Here is a 16,109-nt window from a genome sequence, read left to right as displayed (position 1 = left end):
GATTCCTTGGCTTCATACAAGGCGTTGTCGGCACGCCGCAACCAGCTGGCCACACTTTCGCCATGGCCCAGCAGTGCCACACCGAAGGAAGCCGTAACCGCCCCGCCCGGGTGCTTCAGCCGCCGGCGCAACAATTGCTGCAGGTTGGTCATCACCGACTGCAGCCCCACGCCATCCACACCCGGCAGCAGCAGGACGAACTCCTCGCCGCCATAGCGGAACAACTGGTCTGACTTGCGGGTATTGTGTTCGATCAGCGCGACCAGCTCGGTCAGCACACTGTCACCAACACCGTGGCCATAGTCGTCATTGATGGTTTTGAAATGATCCAGGTCCAGCAGCACCAGCGCGTAGGACTGCCCGGTCTGCTCGGCGTTGGCGGCTGCCAGGTCCAGCGCTTCGTCCATCGAACGCCGGTTCTTCACCCCAGTGAGGGGATCAATGGTGGCCAGGTGTTCCAGGCGCACCCGCTGGTTCTTGTTCCGGTAAGCGAACACATAGGCACAGGCACTGACGACCACTGCCGTGGAGGCAAAGGACCACATCTGCACCTGGGAGCTGAAGGCCTCCCCGAACGACATCAGTACCAGCACCGAGGAAATGTTCAGCACAATGGCAATCTTCGGTGCCACCAGGAAGAAGGTGGTCACCAGGCAGGGATACAACCAGAACAGGCCCGGCTCGCCCACCACATAGCCAACCGATACCGCACCGCCGCAGGCCATAAGGGCCAGCACCATGCCGCCCACCCGGGTGTTGCCGGTCAGCCAGCTGTATATCACTCCGAAGGAAATACCCGCAAGGATCACCGTATCGAGCAGGCCGGCCATGGTGTTGCCCTGCAGGAACCGAAGCACGGCAAACGGCGTAATCCCCAGCACGGCACTGGCGCCGAGCAGGGTAATGATGGACAGGCGAAAATCGTTCTTCAAGCGATGCAGCATGCGGAACCGGATCCGACAAAAGTCTTATTTGGGAATCAAGAATAGCGCAAGCTAATTGAGCGGTCGCCGCGCGACAACGATTCTTAACAAATTTCTACCTGAACAACCACGTATCTCACGAAGAATTAATAACTTGGCGTGAACTCCGGAAACCAAACGTTACGCAAAAACCGGGGCAGTGAATCTATACTGGATGCAATCCAGATATTGTTTATCCAACCAACCCGCAGGCAGGCACCCAAATGACCGACAAGGAACCCACCGACACCGGCCAGGACGCACTCAATGCCCGACTGGAGCAGGCCAACAAACAACTGCTGCAATCGGAAAAGCTGGCGGCCATCGGCCAGCTGGCCGCGGGGGTTGCCCACGAGATCAACAACCCGGTGGGCTACGTCTATTCCAACCTGCAAACCCTGGAAAACTACCTGAACGACCTGTTCCGGCTGACCGATGCCATCGACACCGCGGCATCGCTGGAGGATCTGCGCCAGATTCGCCACAACATCGATTACAACTACCTGCGGGAAGACCTGAAAGACCTGCTGAGCGAATCCCGCGAGGGTATCGAACGGGTAAAAACCATCATCTCGGCGATGAAGGACTTCTCCCACATCGAGGAAGAAGAGTTCAAGCAGGCCGACCTGCACCGGGGTATTGAAACCACCCTGAACGTGGTGAACAACGAGCTCAAATACAAAGCCGAGGTTGTCCGGGATTTCGGAGAGCTGCCCCACGTGGAGTGCATTGCCTCCCAGATCAACCAGGTGATCATGAACCTGCTGGTTAACGCGGCCCACGCCATCGAGGATTTTGGCAAGATCACCATCTGTACCCGGCACCAGGGTGATAGCGTTACCCTGGAAGTGGAAGACACCGGAAAGGGTATTGCCAGCGAGCACCTGAACCGCATTTTCGAGCCGTTCTTCACCACCAAGGGCATCGGCAAGGGCACCGGGCTGGGGCTGTCTCTGTCCTTCAACATCATCAAGAAGCACAATGGCGAGATCGAGGTACACAGCGAGCCCGGGCAGGGCACCCGATTCCGGATTACACTACCGGTAACACAACCGGAGCCGCTCCGGCACACACAGCAGAACCAGGATACGGAGAACCCTGCATGATCAGAATCCAGCTGGTCGACGACGAGCCGAACGTCCTCAACAGCTTGCGCCGCTTGTTGCGCCGGCAGGACTGGCAGGTCGACGCCTTCAGCGATGTTGAAGAAGCCCTCGAAGCCCTTCTGCAACACGAGTACGCGGTCATCCTGTCAGACTACAAGATGCCCATGGCCGATGGTGTCACCTACCTGAAATTTGCCAAACAGAAGCAACCGGGCGCCATCCGCCTGGTACTCAGTGGCCATGGCGACAGCGAATCCATGGTCAAGGCCATCAACCAGGCGGAAGTCTTCCGATACCTGACCAAGCCCTGGGACGACCATGAAGTGGTCGCTGCGATCAGTTCCGCGGTAGAACTCTATCGTCTGCAAAAAGAAAACCAGCGCCTGCGCAAGGAAAACGATGCCCAGCGGGCCATGATCAAGGCCCGGGAAGAAGAGCTGCTGCGCCTGGAGGCCGACAACCCCGGCATTACCCGGGTGCGCCGGGATGCCGATGGTTCGGTACTGCTGGATGACGATGCGGGGTCTTCCGACTGAATGGCGGTTTCCTCCGGCTTCAGCCCCTGGCTGATTCTGCTCATTGTCAGCGCGTCGATACTGGTGGTGGCCCTGGCCATTGCCAGCTACCGGTTCTGGAACCAGGCCCGGCAGCGTTCGGCGTCGCTGGAAGAGCTCAATAACACCCTCAACTACCACCTGGAGCAGGAACGGGCGCTGCGCTACATCAACGAGCGCTTCCTGGAGTTCTCCCGGGATATTCTCTGCTCCATCAGTGCCGATGGCACCTTTTTGCAGATCAGCCCGGCCTGTCTCACCATTCTCGGCTACAGCCCCGAAGAGCTTCAGGGCCAGCCCTACCGCCAGCTACTGGTGCCGGAAGACCGGGCCAGTACCGAAGATGAAATGGCCAGGCTGATCTCCGGCGAACACGACAAAGCCATCGAGTTCCGGGCCCGGCTGAACCACCGCAACGGCCAGGTCATCACGATTGCCTGGATTGCCGAGTGGTCTCCGGAAGACCAGATCCTGTTCTGCGTAGGCCGGGACATCAGCAACGAACTGGTGGCAGAAATCCTCACCCAGGAACGGGAACAGTTCTTCTCACTGTCTCCCGACATGTTCTGCATCGTCGACCTGAACAGCTATTTCTTCGAACTGAACGCCCACTTTGTCGACACCCTGGGTTACACCCGGGATGAACTGCTAGGTACCTCCTACCTTGACCTGATCCACGAAGTTGACCGGGAAGCGGTCCAGGAAGCCATGTGGGCCCTGGGCGAAGGCGCGGAAATCAAAGACCTGGAGGTTCGTATCCTCAACCGGCAGGGCGGCATCCACTGGGTCGACATCAACGCCATTCTCAGTGCCGACGACCTGATCTACGTGGTGGCCCGTGACACCACGGCCCTGCGCAAGGCCATGGAACAGCTGGAAGAAACCATGAAGGAACTGGAGCGCAGCAACCGGGAGCTGCAGGACTTCGCCTTCGTGGCCTCCCACGACCTGCAGGAACCCCTGCGCAAGATACAGGCATTCTCGGACCGCCTGATTGCCCGTTCCGAAGACCTGGGCGAGCGGGAAAAAGACTATCTGCGGCGCATGCAGTCGGCTGCCGGGCGCATGCAGGCACTGATTGAAGACCTGCTGTCCTATTCGCGGGTAACCACCCGGGCCAAGCCCATGGTGGCCTGCAACACCAACGAAATCCTCAGCGAAGTGCTGGTGGACATGGAAACCAGCATCGGCCGGGCCCAGGGCAAGGTAGACGCCGAAACACTGCCGGCAACCTGGGGCGACGCCATGCAGTTGCGGCAGGTGTTGCAAAACCTGCTCAGTAACGCCATCAAGTTCCACGCACCGGGCCGACCTCCGGTGGTTCAGGTGCGGGCCGAGGACATCACGAACGATGCCTGGACCCTGGTGGTCAGCGACAACGGCATCGGCTTCGACGAACGCTATGCGGAAAAACTGTTCCACCCGTTCCAGCGGTTGCACCAGAAAGAAGGCTACCCGGGTACCGGAATCGGCATGGCGATTGTGAAGAAAATCCTGGATCGCCACGGAGCATCGGTCAGCCTGAACAGCCAGCCCGGCACCGGCACCACCTTCCGTATCCGCTTGCGCAGCGGTCAGGGAGCGGCCTGATATGACCAGTGACAACCGCCCCCCGGTAATCCTGATAGCCGAAGACGATCCGGACGACCAGCTGATGCTGCAGGATGCCTTCGAGGAAACCTGCGAGCACTGCCAGTTGCGGTTTGTCTCCGACGGCGTGGAGCTGATGGCGCTGTTGCTTGGTGAAGAAAACCCCGGGCCGCTGCCGGACCTGTTGCTGCTCGACCTGAACATGCCCCTGAAAGACGGCCGGCAATCGCTGGTGGAAATCCGCTCGGAACCCGCCCTGCAACAGCTGCCAACGGTCATCCTGACCACATCCAGAAACGATGAAGACCGGGCCTTCTGCCTGGCCCAGGGGGCCAACGACTATCTGGTTAAGCCGTCCAGTTACACCGAACTGATCGAAATCGTAAAAGCCCTGGAAACCTGGTGGGAATCACCATGACCGACCCGATGTTGCGCGTATTGCTGATCGAGGACGACGAAGACGACTACCTGATTACCGAAGACCTGCTGGCTGAAGCCAGCCCGGGCAAAACCCGGCTGACCTGGCACAACTGCCTGGACGATGGCCTGGCCGCCCTGCACCGGGAAAGCTTTGATGTGGCGCTGGTTGACCTGCGCCTTGGGCCGGATTCCGGCCTTGACCTGATCCAGCAGGCGAAGAACGAAGGCATCACCACCCCGTTTATCCTGCTGACCGGCCAGGGCGATGAAGAGCTGGATGCCCGGGCCGTTGAACTGGGGGCCGCCGATTACCTGGTCAAGGGCCGTATCGATGGCCATGCCCTGTTGCGCAGCATTCGCTATGCCATCGACCGTGCTGTCGCCACCGAAGATCTGGCCAGCAGCGAAGCCCAGTACCGGCTGCTGTTCGAGAATAACCCCACGCCCATGTGCCTGGCAGCGCCGGGCAGCGGCCGCATGAATGCCATGAACGAAGCTGCACGCACGCTCTATGGCGTGGTGCTAGAGGAAATCGCAGGCCTGAACATTGCCGACCTGGCCGATAAATCCCTCACCGGCGAGCCGGATGGCGACGGCATAGTGCTGCAAGCGGGGGCCGGGCTGGAACGCCACCGTACCAAGGATGGCCGGAAGCTGATTGTGGAAGTAGCCAGCCAGAACATCACCATTGGCCACCACGAACTGGCCCTGTTCACCCTGACCGACAAAACCGCCCAGATCCAAAACACCCGGCAGCTGAAACTGCTGCAACGCTGCATTGAAACCAGCTCCAACGGCATGGTGGTGGCCGATGCCCGTGCCGACGACATGCCACTGGTGTACGTAAACCCCACCTTCGAGCGCATCACCGGCTACACCGCCGCCGAAGTACTGGGCCGCAACTGCCGGTTCCTGCAGGGCGATCCACCCGATGACAGCAACATGCAGGCGCTGGAGACTATCCACCGGGGCCTGGCCGATGGCGAAGAAGTGTCGGTTATGCTGCGCAACTACCGCAAAGACGGCACTCCGTTCTGGAACGACCTGTACCTGTCGCCGATCCGCAATGAGCGCAATGAAATCACCCATTACGTAGGCGTACAGAACGACATTTCCGAGCGCAAATCCATCGAACACCAGCTGGCCTACAACTCCAGCCACGATGTGCTCACCCAGCTGCCCAACCGCACCCTGCTGGAAGACCGACTGACCCAGGCCTGCCAGTTTGCCCGGCGCTACAACCGCCATGTGGGGGTACTGTTCATTGACCTGGACGGCTTCAAGCTGATCAATGATTCCCTCGGCCACCGCACCGGCGACCAGATCCTGATCGAAGTGGCCCGCCGCCTGAAAGAACTGGTGCGCTCTGGCGACACCGTGGCGCGGGTCAGTGGCGACGAATTTGTGGTGGCGCTGTCGGGGCTGACCCACGGCAGCGATGCCCAGCTGGTGGTGGAACAGGTAATGAGCACCCTGGCCAACCCTTACCGGATTGGCGACGTTACCCTGCACCTGACCGCCAGCATCGGCATGACCGAAACCGACGGCAACATCAGCAGTTCCGCTGAACTGATCCAGCAGGCGGACCTGGCCATGTACCAGGCCAAGCAACTGGGTCGGAACACCTGGCAGTGGTTTGAAGAAGCCATGAACTCCCAGGCCAGCTACCGGGTCAAGCTGCGCAACCAGCTGCAGGACGCCATCGACAACCAGGCCCTGACGCTCTACTACCAACCGATGATCGACTCCCGCACCGGCCAGGCCCGCTCGGTGGAAGCGCTGGTGCGCTGGGAACACCCAGAGCTTGGCCTGGTATCGCCGGCAGACTTCGTACCGCTGGCGGAGGAAACCGGGCAAATTATTGCCCTGGGTGAATGGGTGCTGGACCAGGCTTGCCGGGATATGGTCAAACTCCATGCCGCCGGCTTCCGGGACTGTTCGGTGGGTGTGAATATCTCGCCGGTACAGATCCGGAAAACCGATTTTCTGGCGACGGTCAAACGGGCCCTGGGCGAATCCGGCCTGCCAGCCCAGGCGCTGGACCTGGAGATGGTGGAGTCTGCGGTCATCAATGACACCAGCCAGGTGGTCGACACACTCCACAAACTCCGGGAGCTGGGTGTACAGATCTCGATTGATGATTTCGGCACCGGTTTCTCGAGCCTGACCTACATCAAGCAGATGCCGGCCAACCGGATCAAGATCGACAACTCGTTCATCAAGGAAGTCATCAAGAACCGGAGTGATGCCGCCATCACCCGGGGCGTCATTTCCATGGCCCACCACCTGTCGCTGGAAGTGGTGGCCGAAGGGGTGGAAACCGAGGCCCAGGCCAACTTCCTGCGCCGCAACCAGTGTGACCTGCTGCAGGGCTATGCCTTCTCGCGGCCCATGCCGTTCGAGCAGCTGACCGAATATATGAACCTGCACGGACATCGCGGGGCCGGCGGCGGTGATAATGCAGAGGAAGAGCAGAAAACCGTCCTGCTGCTGGACGATGAGGTGAACATCATCAAGGCCCTGACCCGGACTCTGCGCCGGGATGGCTACCGGATTTTGTCATCCACCAACATCAGCGAAGCCTTCACCCTGCTGGCAGAAAACGAAGTACAGGTGATCATTTCAGACCAGCGCATGCCGGAAATGTCCGGCACCGAGTTTCTCAGCCAGGTGAAAGCCATTCATCCGCACACCGTGCGCATTGTGCTGTCCGGCTACACCGACCTGAAATCCGTGACCGAGGCCATCAACCAGGGCGCAATCTACAAGTTCCTGACCAAGCCCTGGGACGAAAAACAGCTGCGGGAGCATATCCGGCAGGCATTCAAATACCACGCCAATATGCAACCGCAGGCCTGATGCGTCAGGCCACCAGGCCCAATGCCCGGGCGTGGTGGTTCAGGTGGTCATCAATGAACGAGGCAATGAAGAAGTAGCTGTGGTCGTAGCCCCGGTGCATGCGCAGATTGATGTGGTGATGGTGCTTCTCGCAGGCATCCGCCAGCGCTTCCGGGTTCAGCTGCTGCTCCAGGAATTCATCGGCGGTGCCCTGGTCAATCAACAGGGGCAAGCGCTCCTCGGCCCCCGGAATCAACCGGGTGGCATCCCACTCTTCCCAGCGTCCCTGGTCTGACCCCAGGTAACCGGTAAAGGCTTTCTGACCCCAGGGGCAGGCCATCGGATTGGCGATGGGCGCGAACGCCGACACGGATTTGTAGAAACCCGGATTCTTCAGGGCGCAAATCAGCGCACCGTGGCCGCCCATGGAGTGCCCGCTGACAGCCCGCTCACCACTCAACGGCAGTTCGCTTTCCACCAGCTGCGGCAATTCCTTCACCACGTAATCGTACATGCGGTAATGGGGAGCCCAGGGCTGCTCGGTCGCGTTCACATAGAAGCCGGCACCGGAGCCGAAATCGTAGCTGTCGTCTTCACCCGGCAGGTTCAGGCCCCGTGGGCTGGTGTCCGGGCAGACAATCGCCAGGCCCAGCTTCGCCGCCAGCTTCTGGGCGCCGGCTTTCTGCATGAAGTTCTGGTCTGTGCAGGTCAGCCCCGAGAGCCAGTACAGCACCGGTACCGGCTTGCCATTGGTGCCCAGTGCCGCCGGGGGCAGGAAAACCGCAAATTCCATCGCGCACTGCAGCGTGGCCGAGGTATGGCGATAGCGCCGGTGTTCGCCGTCAAAACAGACGTTGGTCGATAACAGTTCCATAGCAGTCCTGATTCTGTTGAATGGGTGCCTCAGTCCTCGGCACTGGCAAAGCGGGATTTCTCCATCGTATAGCCTGCCTTTGCCAGCTGGGACAGGATGGCTGTACGGGTAACAATACCCACCAGTTTCCCATGATCAACCACCGGATACACTTTCGGTTTACCGGCACCCAGGTTCTGGGCCAGGTCTACCACCGACATATCCGGGGATACCGTCAGCGGGTTATGGAACATCACGTCGTCCACCATGGGCTCGCCTTCACCATGGTAGTTACTCACCAGCAGTGCATGAATGCAGTCCTGCTCTGAGACAAAGCCCAGCACATGGCGCTGGTCGTCCACTACAGGTAGCCCGGAAACGTGGTTCTCAAGCAGCGCCTTCACCACCCGTGGCAGCGGTGTGCCACAGCGGATGGGTTCAATATGGTTCCACATCACTTCGGAAATCTTCAGTGAGCGCATCAACTGCTCCCCTCGGTGTCAGATTCAACTGGCCGGAAAGCGATTCCGGTTACCCTAAACATAGGCAATTCGCCCGCAAATAGGAAACCACGGCGGTAAAAACGGTTTACATGAACAAATAGTCGACTAAACTCAATGAGTTATGCCTTAACAAGGCCAAAAAACATAATAGATCCGTGGCAAAAACCGGGAGTCTCCATGGAAGCCATTTCAAATTTTGTTAATGATATCAACGGGCTGGTTTGGGGCCCGCCCATGCTGGTCATGATACTGGGCGTCGGCCTGTTCCTGAGTATCGGCCTGAAACTGATGCCGATCATGAAACTCGGCGCCGGCTTCCGGCTGATGTGGAGCGGCCGGGCCAGGGGCGATGACGACGACGGTGACATTCCGCCGTTCCAGGCCCTGATGACGGCGCTGTCTGCCACTGTGGGCACCGGCAACATTGCCGGCGTGGCCACGGCGGTCTTCCTCGGCGGCCCGGGTGCGCTGTTCTGGATGTGGCTGACCGCCCTGGTGGGTATGGCCACCAAGTATTCCGAAGCCGTACTGGCGGTTCGCTTCCGAGAGGTCGACGAGCGCGGCAATCACGTGGGTGGCCCCATGTACTACATCCGTAACGGCCTGGGCAGCAAGTGGGCCTGGCTGGGTGTCTTGTTTGCCGTCTTTGCCTCGATCGCAGCCTTCGGCATCGGCAACACGGTACAGGCCAACTCGGTGGCTGATGTGCTGGCAACCAACTTCAACCTGCCGCACTGGGTAACCGGCGTTATCCTGATGGTACTGGTGGGCATGGTGCTGATTGGTGGTATCAAGCGCATCGGCCAGGTCGCCAGTGCGCTGGTGCCGTTCATGGCGGTGTCCTACGTGCTGATCGGCCTGATTGTCCTGGCCATCAACGCCAACGCGATTCCGGACGCCATCAGCATGGTCTTCAGCTACGCCTTCAGCCCTGCCGCAGCCGAGGGTGGCTTTGCCGGTGCCGCGGTGTGGGCGGCCATCCGCTTCGGTGTGGCCCGGGGCATCTTCTCTAACGAAGCAGGTCTGGGCTCTGCCCCCATCGCCCACGCGGCAGCGCAAACCAAGAACCCGGTCAAGCAGGGCATGGTGGCCATGCTGGGCACCTTCATCGACACCATCATCGTCTGTTCCATCACCGGCCTGGTGATCATCACCTCCGGTGCCTGGACCTCCGGTGAAACCGGTGCAGCGCTTACCTCACTGGCCTTTGAAACCGGTCTGCCGGGCTTCGGTAACTATGTGGTCGCCATCGCACTGGCCATCTTCGCCTTCACCACCATCATCGGCTGGTCGTTCTACGGCGAGCGCAGCATCGAGTTCCTGTTCGGGGTGAAAGCCATTGTGCCTTACCGGGTGCTGTGGATTATTGCGATTCCGGTGGGCGCCACGGTGAACCTGGGCTTTATCTGGCTGGTAGCAGATACCCTGAACGCCATGATGGCGCTGCCTAACCTGATCGCCCTGTTGCTGCTCAGCCCGGTGGTGTTCAGGCTGACACGGGAATATTTCGAGAAGCAAAAGGCTGCCGGTTACCGTTAACCGCCAGGGATTGTCATAAGGATGTGACCAAAGTGTTGGATGATCCGGGTCAACTACCCCTTGTTATCCGGATCATCCGGTACCAGAGTTACAGGTAGACACTGGCAAAGTGGCCGTACAAAAACCGTGCAAAGGAAAGGAGACTGACTATGACCTTGCGTCTTGGAGATACCGCACCGGATTTCGAACAGGAATCCAGCGAAGGCACCATCCGGTTCTACGACTGGCTCGGCGACAGCTGGGGCGTGCTATTCTCTCACCCGGCGGACTTCACACCGGTTTGCACCACCGAACTTGGCCTGACCGCCAAGCTGAAGGACGAGTTCGGCAAGCGTAACGTCAAGGCAATCGCCCTGAGTGTCGACCCGGTGGACTCCCACCAGGAGTGGATCAAGGACATCAACGAAACCCAGGGTTGCAGCGTTAACTTCCCGATCATTGCCGACCACGACAGCAAAGTGGCCAAGCTGTACGACATGATCCACCCCAACGCTGACAGCACCCTGACTGTTCGCTCGCTGTTCGTGATCGACCCGAACAAGAAGGTGCGCCTGATCATCACCTATCCGGCTTCTACCGGTCGTAACTTCAACGAAGTGCTGCGGGTGATCGACTCGCTGCAGTTGACCGACGAACACAAGGTGGCCACCCCGGGCAACTGGGAAAAAGGTGGCGATGTGGTGATTGTGCCGTCCCTGCAGGACGAAGAGGAAATCAAGAAACGATTCCCGAAAGGCTACAAGGCCGTTAAGTCCTACCTGCGGATGACACCAGACCCGTCCTCCAACTGGAGCGGCGACTGAGCCTCCGGTTCTGTAAAGCAGTCACGAAAAGGGCAGGTTGAACACCTGCCCTTTTCTGTTTCCGGCTTACCAGCTGGCCGGCACCCGGCCTTCACGGATACGCTGGGGATGATCCCCCACATCCACCCGGGCAATCTCGCTGGCACTGTCGATATCAATCACCGACATCTGGTCGGTACCGCTCCAGGAAATATAGCAGCGGTCGCCCTTGGCATTGGTGGTTACCCAATAGGGCTTCTCACCCAGCCCGGTCAGCACCGTGTAGTCGAAGGTTTCCCGGTCCACAATCGCCACGTAATCGCTCATGGTGCCGGCGACACACAGGGTGTCGCCTTTGCCGTTCATGGCAATGCCGTGGTGGGCGGAATCGTTGATGTAGAGCTCCCGTGGCATATCCGGTACCAGGTTTGGCAGCGCCGCCCGGCGGGTGACCACGCCCTGCTCCATGTCGTACTCCACAAAGCCGTGCAGGAACGACAGCTGGAAGTAGAAGAAGCGTTCATCCGGCGTATGGGCCATGGGCCGGATGGCGGGGCTCAGGTCACTGTAGCCGGCCGCGTCCAGTTTTTCGGCAAAGTCGAACTGCTCGATGATTTCCAGGGATTCTGCATCCACCACCTGGAACCGTCGCTCGCCCTTGGTGAAGTCCATCAGGTTCTTGTCCAGCGGGGTGAAAACATGGCCGATGCTGGCGTGGTAAATCTTGCTGCCATCCCTGGAATAGACATTTTCGTGGGGCGAATTGCCGGTCGGGAACTGGCCGATTTCCTTGCCAGTATTCACATCCAGCACATGCACCACGTTACCGGTCGAGGCCGACACCGCCACCTGGGTGCCGTCCGGTGAAATGGCCATGTGGTCAGAACGGTAGCCTTCCACCTGGAAGCGCCAGGCAATCTTGCCGGTAGCCGTTTCAATGGCCACCACATCGGCAAAACTGGGGCGGGAGACAATCAGCAGCCGGCCGTCCTGGGTGCTGTACATGTCGTCCACGTACTGGTCGTGGCCTTCGCCGATCAGGTAGCGAACTGCCTTGAAAAATACCAGCCGCACCGGGTTGAACAGGATTTCGGTCATACGCCGGCGCTTGTCGGGAATACCGTTGATGCGCCCGATATTCTGGTAGGTGTCGGCGTCGATCACATCGATCATGCCTTCCCAGTTGTTACCAACAAAGATCACATCGCGGGTGTCTTTGGCCTGGGCGGTCGTCGCAGTGACGGCCAGCACGCAGGACAGCAAAAAGGCAGCGGCACCTCTGCGCTGGCGAAGGGGTTTCATTCGTTCCATGGTGAGTTCTCCGGATTTTATTGTTGTTACTACTGATTTCGGCGAACACTTGTACCTTTTTCAGGCAATCAGACACATGACGCAACTGACACCCGGCCCGTCATTTCGGCCAACTGCAGGTATAAAAAAAGGACAGGTCTCAGCCTGTCCTTTTGATTTCAGTCGGTTACCAGGTTGGTATCAGAACGCCGGGACTACCGCACCTTCATACTTCTCCATGATGAAGTCTTTTACCGCATCGGACTTCAGGGCGTTGGCCAGCTTCTGCATGGCTTCGCTGTCCTTGTTGTCCGGACGGGCAACCAGGATATTCACATAAGGAGACTCGGCACCTTCAATCACCAGGGCATCTTCAGACGGGTTCAGGCCTGCTTCCAGCGCGTAGTTGGTGTTGATCAGGGCAACGTCTACCTGGTTCAGGATACGCGGCAGCGTGGCGGCTTCCAGTTCCTTGAAGTCCAGGTCTTTGGGGTTGTCGGCAATGTCACGCGGGGTGGCAGTGATCTTGCTCTCGTCTTCCAGGGTGATCAGACCGGCTTTCTGCAGCAGCAACAGGGCACGGCCGCCGTTGGTGGGATCGTTGGGGATAGCCACAACCGCGCCGTCTTTCAGCTCGTCCAGGGACTTGATCTTGCTGGAGTAGGCGCCAAACGGCTCAACGTGGACACCGGTGACAGTCACCAGGTCTGTGCCACGGCCGCTGTTGAACTCGTCCAGATACGGCTGGTGCTGGAAGAAGTTGGCGTCCATACGCTTCTGGTCGACCTGGATGTTCGGCTGTACGTAGTCGGTGAAGACTTTCACGTCCAGCTCAACGCCTTGTTCAGCCAGTGCCGGCTTCACAAATTCCAGCAGTTCCGCATGGGGAACGGGGGTAGCAGCTACCGACAGCTTTTCAGCGAAGGCGGCTGAGGAGAAGGTTGCTACGGCAGCGATGGCTACCAGGGTTTTCTTGAAGTTCATGACCAAATACTCCTGCTTAAAAACTAATATTTCGAAGTTTACTCCCGAAGCTCGGGGCCGGTGAAGGGTAGAGGCTTCCGAAAACGTGGAGCGCCAGGGATGGCGCGACCGAGCCCTACAGGGATGTATTCACGGGCGTTTTTCGGAAGCCTCTACCCTTCACCGGACAACTCCGGATTAGGATTACTTTCTGCTGAAATACAGCACCAGGCGATCACCCGCCATCTGTAACAGCTGTACAAAAATGACCAGCAGGGCCACGGTGATTACCATCACGTCGGTCTGGAAACGCTGGTAACCGAAGCGGATAGCCAGGTCGCCCAGGCCACCGCCACCGATAACGCCAGACATAGCCGCGTAGGACACCAGCGTGATGGCAGTAACCGTAATACCCGCGATGATGCCCGGAAGCGCTTCCGGCAGCAAGGCGCCGAAGATGATCTGTCTTACGTTTGCACCCATGGCCTGGGTGGCTTCGATGATGCCGCGGTCGACTTCCCGCAGGGAAGTTTCCACCAAACGGGCGAAGAAGGGTGCGCCACCGGCCACCAGCGGCGGGATGGCCCCGGCTACGCCAAGGGAGGTGCCGATCAGCATGACGGTGAACGGGATCATGACGATCAGCAGGATGATAAAGGGTACCGAGCGCAGTACGTTGACTACAAACGACAGCACCGCGTAGGCCACCGGTTGTTCCAGCAGCTGGCGTTTGCCGAACAAGAACAGCAGTACGCCGACGGGCAGGCCGATGAGGACGCTGAACAGCAGCGACATGCCTACCATCACCAGGGTGTCCCAGCTGGCCCAGCCGATTTCGGCCCAGTCTACGTTGCCCATCAGGGTTTCCATTAAAGCTTCCATCAGCGCACCACCTCCACGTGAACGTCGGCGGCTTCCAGCGCCTGCATGGCAATGTCGAGATCACCGCCCACCAATGACAGGGTCAGCTGGCCGTAGGGGGTGTCTTTGATGTGGTCGATCCGGCCGGACAGGATGCTGAAATCCACACCGGATTCCCGGGCCACGCTGCCCAGCAGCGGCTTGTAGGTGGATTCACCCTTGAAGGTCAGTCGCAGGATGCGGCCGTTGGCTTTTTGCAGGTCTTCCTGCAGTTCGTCGCGGTCTACGTTCTCGCTTTCGAACACGAAATCCCGGGTGGTGGGGTGCTGCGGGTGCAGGAACACGTCGCTCACCGGGCCCATTTCCACAACACGGCCGGCGTCCATCACGGCTACCCGGTCGCACACCCGGCGCACCACATCCATTTCGTGGGTGATGAGTACGATGGTCAGGCCCAGTTCCTTGTTGATGTCGCCGAGCAGTTTCAGTACCGACTGGGTGGTTTGCGGGTCCAGAGCGCTGGTGGCTTCGTCACACAACAGGATGGTCGGGCGGCAGGCCAGTGCCCGGGCAATGCCCACACGCTGCTTCTGGCCGCCGGACAACTGGGACGGGTATTTGTTGGCATGTTCGCTCAGGCTGACCCGGGCCAGCAGTTCTTCCACCCGTTCCCGGATCTCGGTTTTCGAGTAGATACCCGCCAGTTTCATGGGGAAGGCGATGTTGTCAGCCACGGTTTTGGACGACAACAGGTTGAAGTGCTGGAAGATCATGCCCACTTTGCGGCGGAACGCCCTGAGCTCGGCGGCGCTGTAGCGGGTGATGTCTTCGTTATCGATCAGGATGCGGCCGCCGGTCGCTGGCTCGAGCATGTTGATCAGGCGGACAAGGGTCGACTTGCCCGCACCGGAATGGCCGACGATGCCGAATACTTCGCCGGTTTCTATGGTCATACTGGTGGCATGCAGCGCGGGGATCGCCCGGCCGGCCACCTGATACGACTTCTGTACCTGGTCAAATACAATCACGGTCAGTGCCCTGGTTCAGTGCCTTGAGGGTGCAGGATAAAACCGGCGATTATAGCCTATTCGCTGATCAAACCCGAATCACTGCCGTGTGTACTTGCCCTTATCCGTCAATGCAGGGCGCGCATCTGCCGGGGGTAGAGCGCGGCACTCACTTCCGGCTCTTCCAGCAGGTTTGCCAGCTCCTGGTCGATATCGGTTTGCTCGCCTTCTTCCGGCAGCGGCTCGAACAGGGTACTGAGCCAGGCAGCCACGGAGGGCGCGTTATCCCGTTCGTAGTCGGTGGACAGCGCCTTGATCCGGCGGAAGCCGATGATGCGCTGGTGCCGCGGGTCGCGGATTTGTTCGAAGCCACGCCAGTAAATCCTGTCGCGGGTGTGCAGCTGTACGAACAGGGTGTCGATAGGGCCTTTGTCGTCGTCTGCATTCCCGTCATCGGCTTCTGAAGCCTGCACGTCGGACTTTTCAGACTCTTCGGGTTCTTCGCTTTCAGCCGGCTTGCGGCGGATGGTGGTCCAGGCCGGGTAAAGCACAGCCACCGCGTCGGCTTCTACATGCTCACGGGCGGCACGCAGAATCAGGCCCCAGCGGGCCTTGTCGGCATCGGTTTCCAGGGAGTTGATGGGCAGGTCGTAGCTCTCATCGCTGGAGAGAACAATTGCCATCATCGGGGCATCCAGCTCCCCCATGGCTTCGGCCTGTGCTACGGATACCAGATCGTCGATTGCCATCGATTGGTTCATAAGATGCTCGCCTCCTCGATGCCATCAGGGTGGTCAGGGAGCGGAGTCCCTGCCCTACAGCATAGCCTGTTCCACATGGA

14 protein-coding genes and 1 pseudogene are annotated in these 16,109 nt (G+C 59.4%); 7 read left to right on the top strand and 8 right to left on the bottom strand.

Features of this window, described 5'->3' with window-relative positions; genetic code table 11:
- Window positions 1-35 precede the first annotated feature (35 nt).
- Window positions 36-407: pseudogene (locus H3Z84_RS17105) on the bottom strand (GGDEF domain-containing protein); the annotation flags it as partial.
- Between the two features lie 779 nt (window positions 408-1,186).
- Here H3Z84_RS17105 and H3Z84_RS13265 point away from each other — a divergent pair.
- Genes H3Z84_RS13265 through H3Z84_RS13245 form a run of 5 tightly spaced genes read left to right on the top strand, consistent with a single transcriptional unit; the run spans window position 1,187 to window position 7,491 of the window.
- A complete protein-coding gene (locus H3Z84_RS13265; protein ID WP_199457766.1) occupies window positions 1,187-2,068 on the top strand; it encodes an ATP-binding protein in 882 nt (293 codons plus the stop codon).
- Window positions 2,065-2,604: a response regulator gene (locus H3Z84_RS13260; protein WP_199457765.1), complete on the top strand. Its 540-nt coding sequence runs from the start codon at window positions 2,065-2,067 to the stop codon at window positions 2,602-2,604. Before H3Z84_RS13265 ends, H3Z84_RS13260 begins: the two co-directional genes overlap by 4 nt.
- The gene (locus tag H3Z84_RS13255) at window positions 2,605-4,212 is read left to right on the top strand and encodes a sensor histidine kinase (RefSeq protein WP_199457764.1); all 1,608 of its coding nucleotides are present in this window, start codon (window positions 2,605-2,607) and stop codon (window positions 4,210-4,212) included.
- Between the two features lies 1 nt (window position 4,213).
- A complete protein-coding gene (locus H3Z84_RS13250; protein ID WP_199457763.1) occupies window positions 4,214-4,630 on the top strand; it encodes a response regulator in 417 nt (138 codons plus the stop codon).
- Window positions 4,627-7,491: an EAL domain-containing protein gene (locus H3Z84_RS13245; protein WP_199457762.1), complete on the top strand. Its 2,865-nt coding sequence runs from the start codon at window positions 4,627-4,629 to the stop codon at window positions 7,489-7,491. Before H3Z84_RS13250 ends, H3Z84_RS13245 begins: the two co-directional genes overlap by 4 nt.
- A 4-nt stretch (window positions 7,492-7,495) precedes the next feature.
- On the opposite strand, the gene fghA is transcribed toward H3Z84_RS13245, so the two are convergent.
- Window positions 7,496-8,344: an S-formylglutathione hydrolase gene (gene fghA / locus H3Z84_RS13240; protein ID WP_199457761.1), complete on the bottom strand. Its 849-nt coding sequence runs from the start codon at window positions 8,342-8,344 to the stop codon at window positions 7,496-7,498.
- Between the two features lie 29 nt (window positions 8,345-8,373).
- Window positions 8,374-8,805, bottom strand: coding sequence for a CBS domain-containing protein (locus H3Z84_RS13235; protein ID WP_022990545.1), 432 nt, complete (start codon window positions 8,803-8,805; stop codon window positions 8,374-8,376).
- Window positions 8,806-9,003: 198 nt separating this feature from the next.
- Here H3Z84_RS13235 and H3Z84_RS13230 point away from each other — a divergent pair, with 198 nt between their 5' ends.
- Both H3Z84_RS13230 and H3Z84_RS13225 read left to right on the top strand, forming a co-directional pair.
- Window positions 9,004-10,365: an alanine/glycine:cation symporter family protein gene (locus tag H3Z84_RS13230; protein ID WP_058342285.1), complete on the top strand. Its 1,362-nt coding sequence runs from the start codon at window positions 9,004-9,006 to the stop codon at window positions 10,363-10,365.
- A 149-nt stretch (window positions 10,366-10,514) separates the two neighbouring features.
- Complete coding sequence (locus H3Z84_RS13225) at window positions 10,515-11,168, top strand: peroxiredoxin (protein WP_022990543.1); 654 nt, start codon at window positions 10,515-10,517, stop codon at window positions 11,166-11,168.
- 66 nt (window positions 11,169-11,234) lie between these two features.
- Here the strand turns inward: H3Z84_RS13225 and H3Z84_RS13220 are convergent, their stop codons facing one another.
- From H3Z84_RS13220 to H3Z84_RS13200, 5 genes are all read right to left on the bottom strand, one after another.
- A complete protein-coding gene (locus tag H3Z84_RS13220; RefSeq protein WP_199457760.1) occupies window positions 11,235-12,458 on the bottom strand; it encodes a YncE family protein in 1,224 nt (407 codons plus the stop codon).
- A gap of 180 nt (window positions 12,459-12,638) precedes the next feature.
- A complete protein-coding gene (locus H3Z84_RS13215; protein WP_199457759.1) occupies window positions 12,639-13,421 on the bottom strand; it encodes a MetQ/NlpA family ABC transporter substrate-binding protein in 783 nt (260 codons plus the stop codon).
- 183 nt (window positions 13,422-13,604) lie between these two features.
- Window positions 13,605-14,282, bottom strand: a complete 678-nt coding sequence (locus H3Z84_RS13210) for a methionine ABC transporter permease (protein ID WP_036220240.1) — start codon at window positions 14,280-14,282, stop codon at window positions 13,605-13,607.
- A complete protein-coding gene (locus H3Z84_RS13205; protein ID WP_022990539.1) occupies window positions 14,282-15,289 on the bottom strand; it encodes a methionine ABC transporter ATP-binding protein in 1,008 nt (335 codons plus the stop codon). The genes H3Z84_RS13210 and H3Z84_RS13205 overlap by 1 nt, the downstream gene beginning before the upstream one ends.
- A 107-nt stretch (window positions 15,290-15,396) precedes the next feature.
- Window positions 15,397-16,029 carry a hypothetical protein gene (locus H3Z84_RS13200; RefSeq protein WP_022990538.1) on the bottom strand — a complete coding sequence of 211 codons (633 nt, stop codon included), beginning with the start codon at window positions 16,027-16,029 and terminating at the stop codon, window positions 15,397-15,399.
- Window positions 16,030-16,109: the final 80 nt, after the last annotated feature.

Source organism: Marinobacter sp. bablab_jr003, assembly GCF_016464245.1.
Lineage (GTDB): Bacteria > Pseudomonadota > Gammaproteobacteria > Pseudomonadales > Oleiphilaceae > Marinobacter > Marinobacter vinifirmus.
Note: the sequence above shows the minus strand (reverse complement) of the source record. Positions and strands in the feature narration are given on the sequence as shown.

Coding starts and splice junctions, on each gene's coding strand:
- H3Z84_RS13265 (WP_199457766.1), top strand. CDS start 1,187: ATGACCGACAAGGAACCCACCGACACCGGCCAGGACGCACTCAATGCC.
- H3Z84_RS13260 (WP_199457765.1), top strand. CDS start 2,065: ATGATCAGAATCCAGCTGGTCGACGACGAGCCGAACGTCCTCAACAGC.
- H3Z84_RS13255 (WP_199457764.1), top strand. CDS start 2,605: ATGGCGGTTTCCTCCGGCTTCAGCCCCTGGCTGATTCTGCTCATTGTC.
- H3Z84_RS13250 (WP_199457763.1), top strand. CDS start 4,214: ATGACCAGTGACAACCGCCCCCCGGTAATCCTGATAGCCGAAGACGAT.
- H3Z84_RS13245 (WP_199457762.1), top strand. CDS start 4,627: ATGACCGACCCGATGTTGCGCGTATTGCTGATCGAGGACGACGAAGAC.
- fghA (WP_199457761.1), bottom strand. CDS start 8,344: ATGGAACTGTTATCGACCAACGTCTGTTTTGACGGCGAACACCGGCGC.
- H3Z84_RS13235 (WP_022990545.1), bottom strand. CDS start 8,805: ATGCGCTCACTGAAGATTTCCGAAGTGATGTGGAACCATATTGAACCC.
- H3Z84_RS13230 (WP_058342285.1), top strand. CDS start 9,004: ATGGAAGCCATTTCAAATTTTGTTAATGATATCAACGGGCTGGTTTGG.
- H3Z84_RS13225 (WP_022990543.1), top strand. CDS start 10,515: ATGACCTTGCGTCTTGGAGATACCGCACCGGATTTCGAACAGGAATCC.
- H3Z84_RS13220 (WP_199457760.1), bottom strand. CDS start 12,458: ATGGAACGAATGAAACCCCTTCGCCAGCGCAGAGGTGCCGCTGCCTTT.
- H3Z84_RS13215 (WP_199457759.1), bottom strand. CDS start 13,421: ATGAACTTCAAGAAAACCCTGGTAGCCATCGCTGCCGTAGCAACCTTC.
- H3Z84_RS13210 (WP_036220240.1), bottom strand. CDS start 14,282: ATGGAAGCTTTAATGGAAACCCTGATGGGCAACGTAGACTGGGCCGAA.
- H3Z84_RS13200 (WP_022990538.1), bottom strand. CDS start 16,029: ATGAACCAATCGATGGCAATCGACGATCTGGTATCCGTAGCACAGGCC.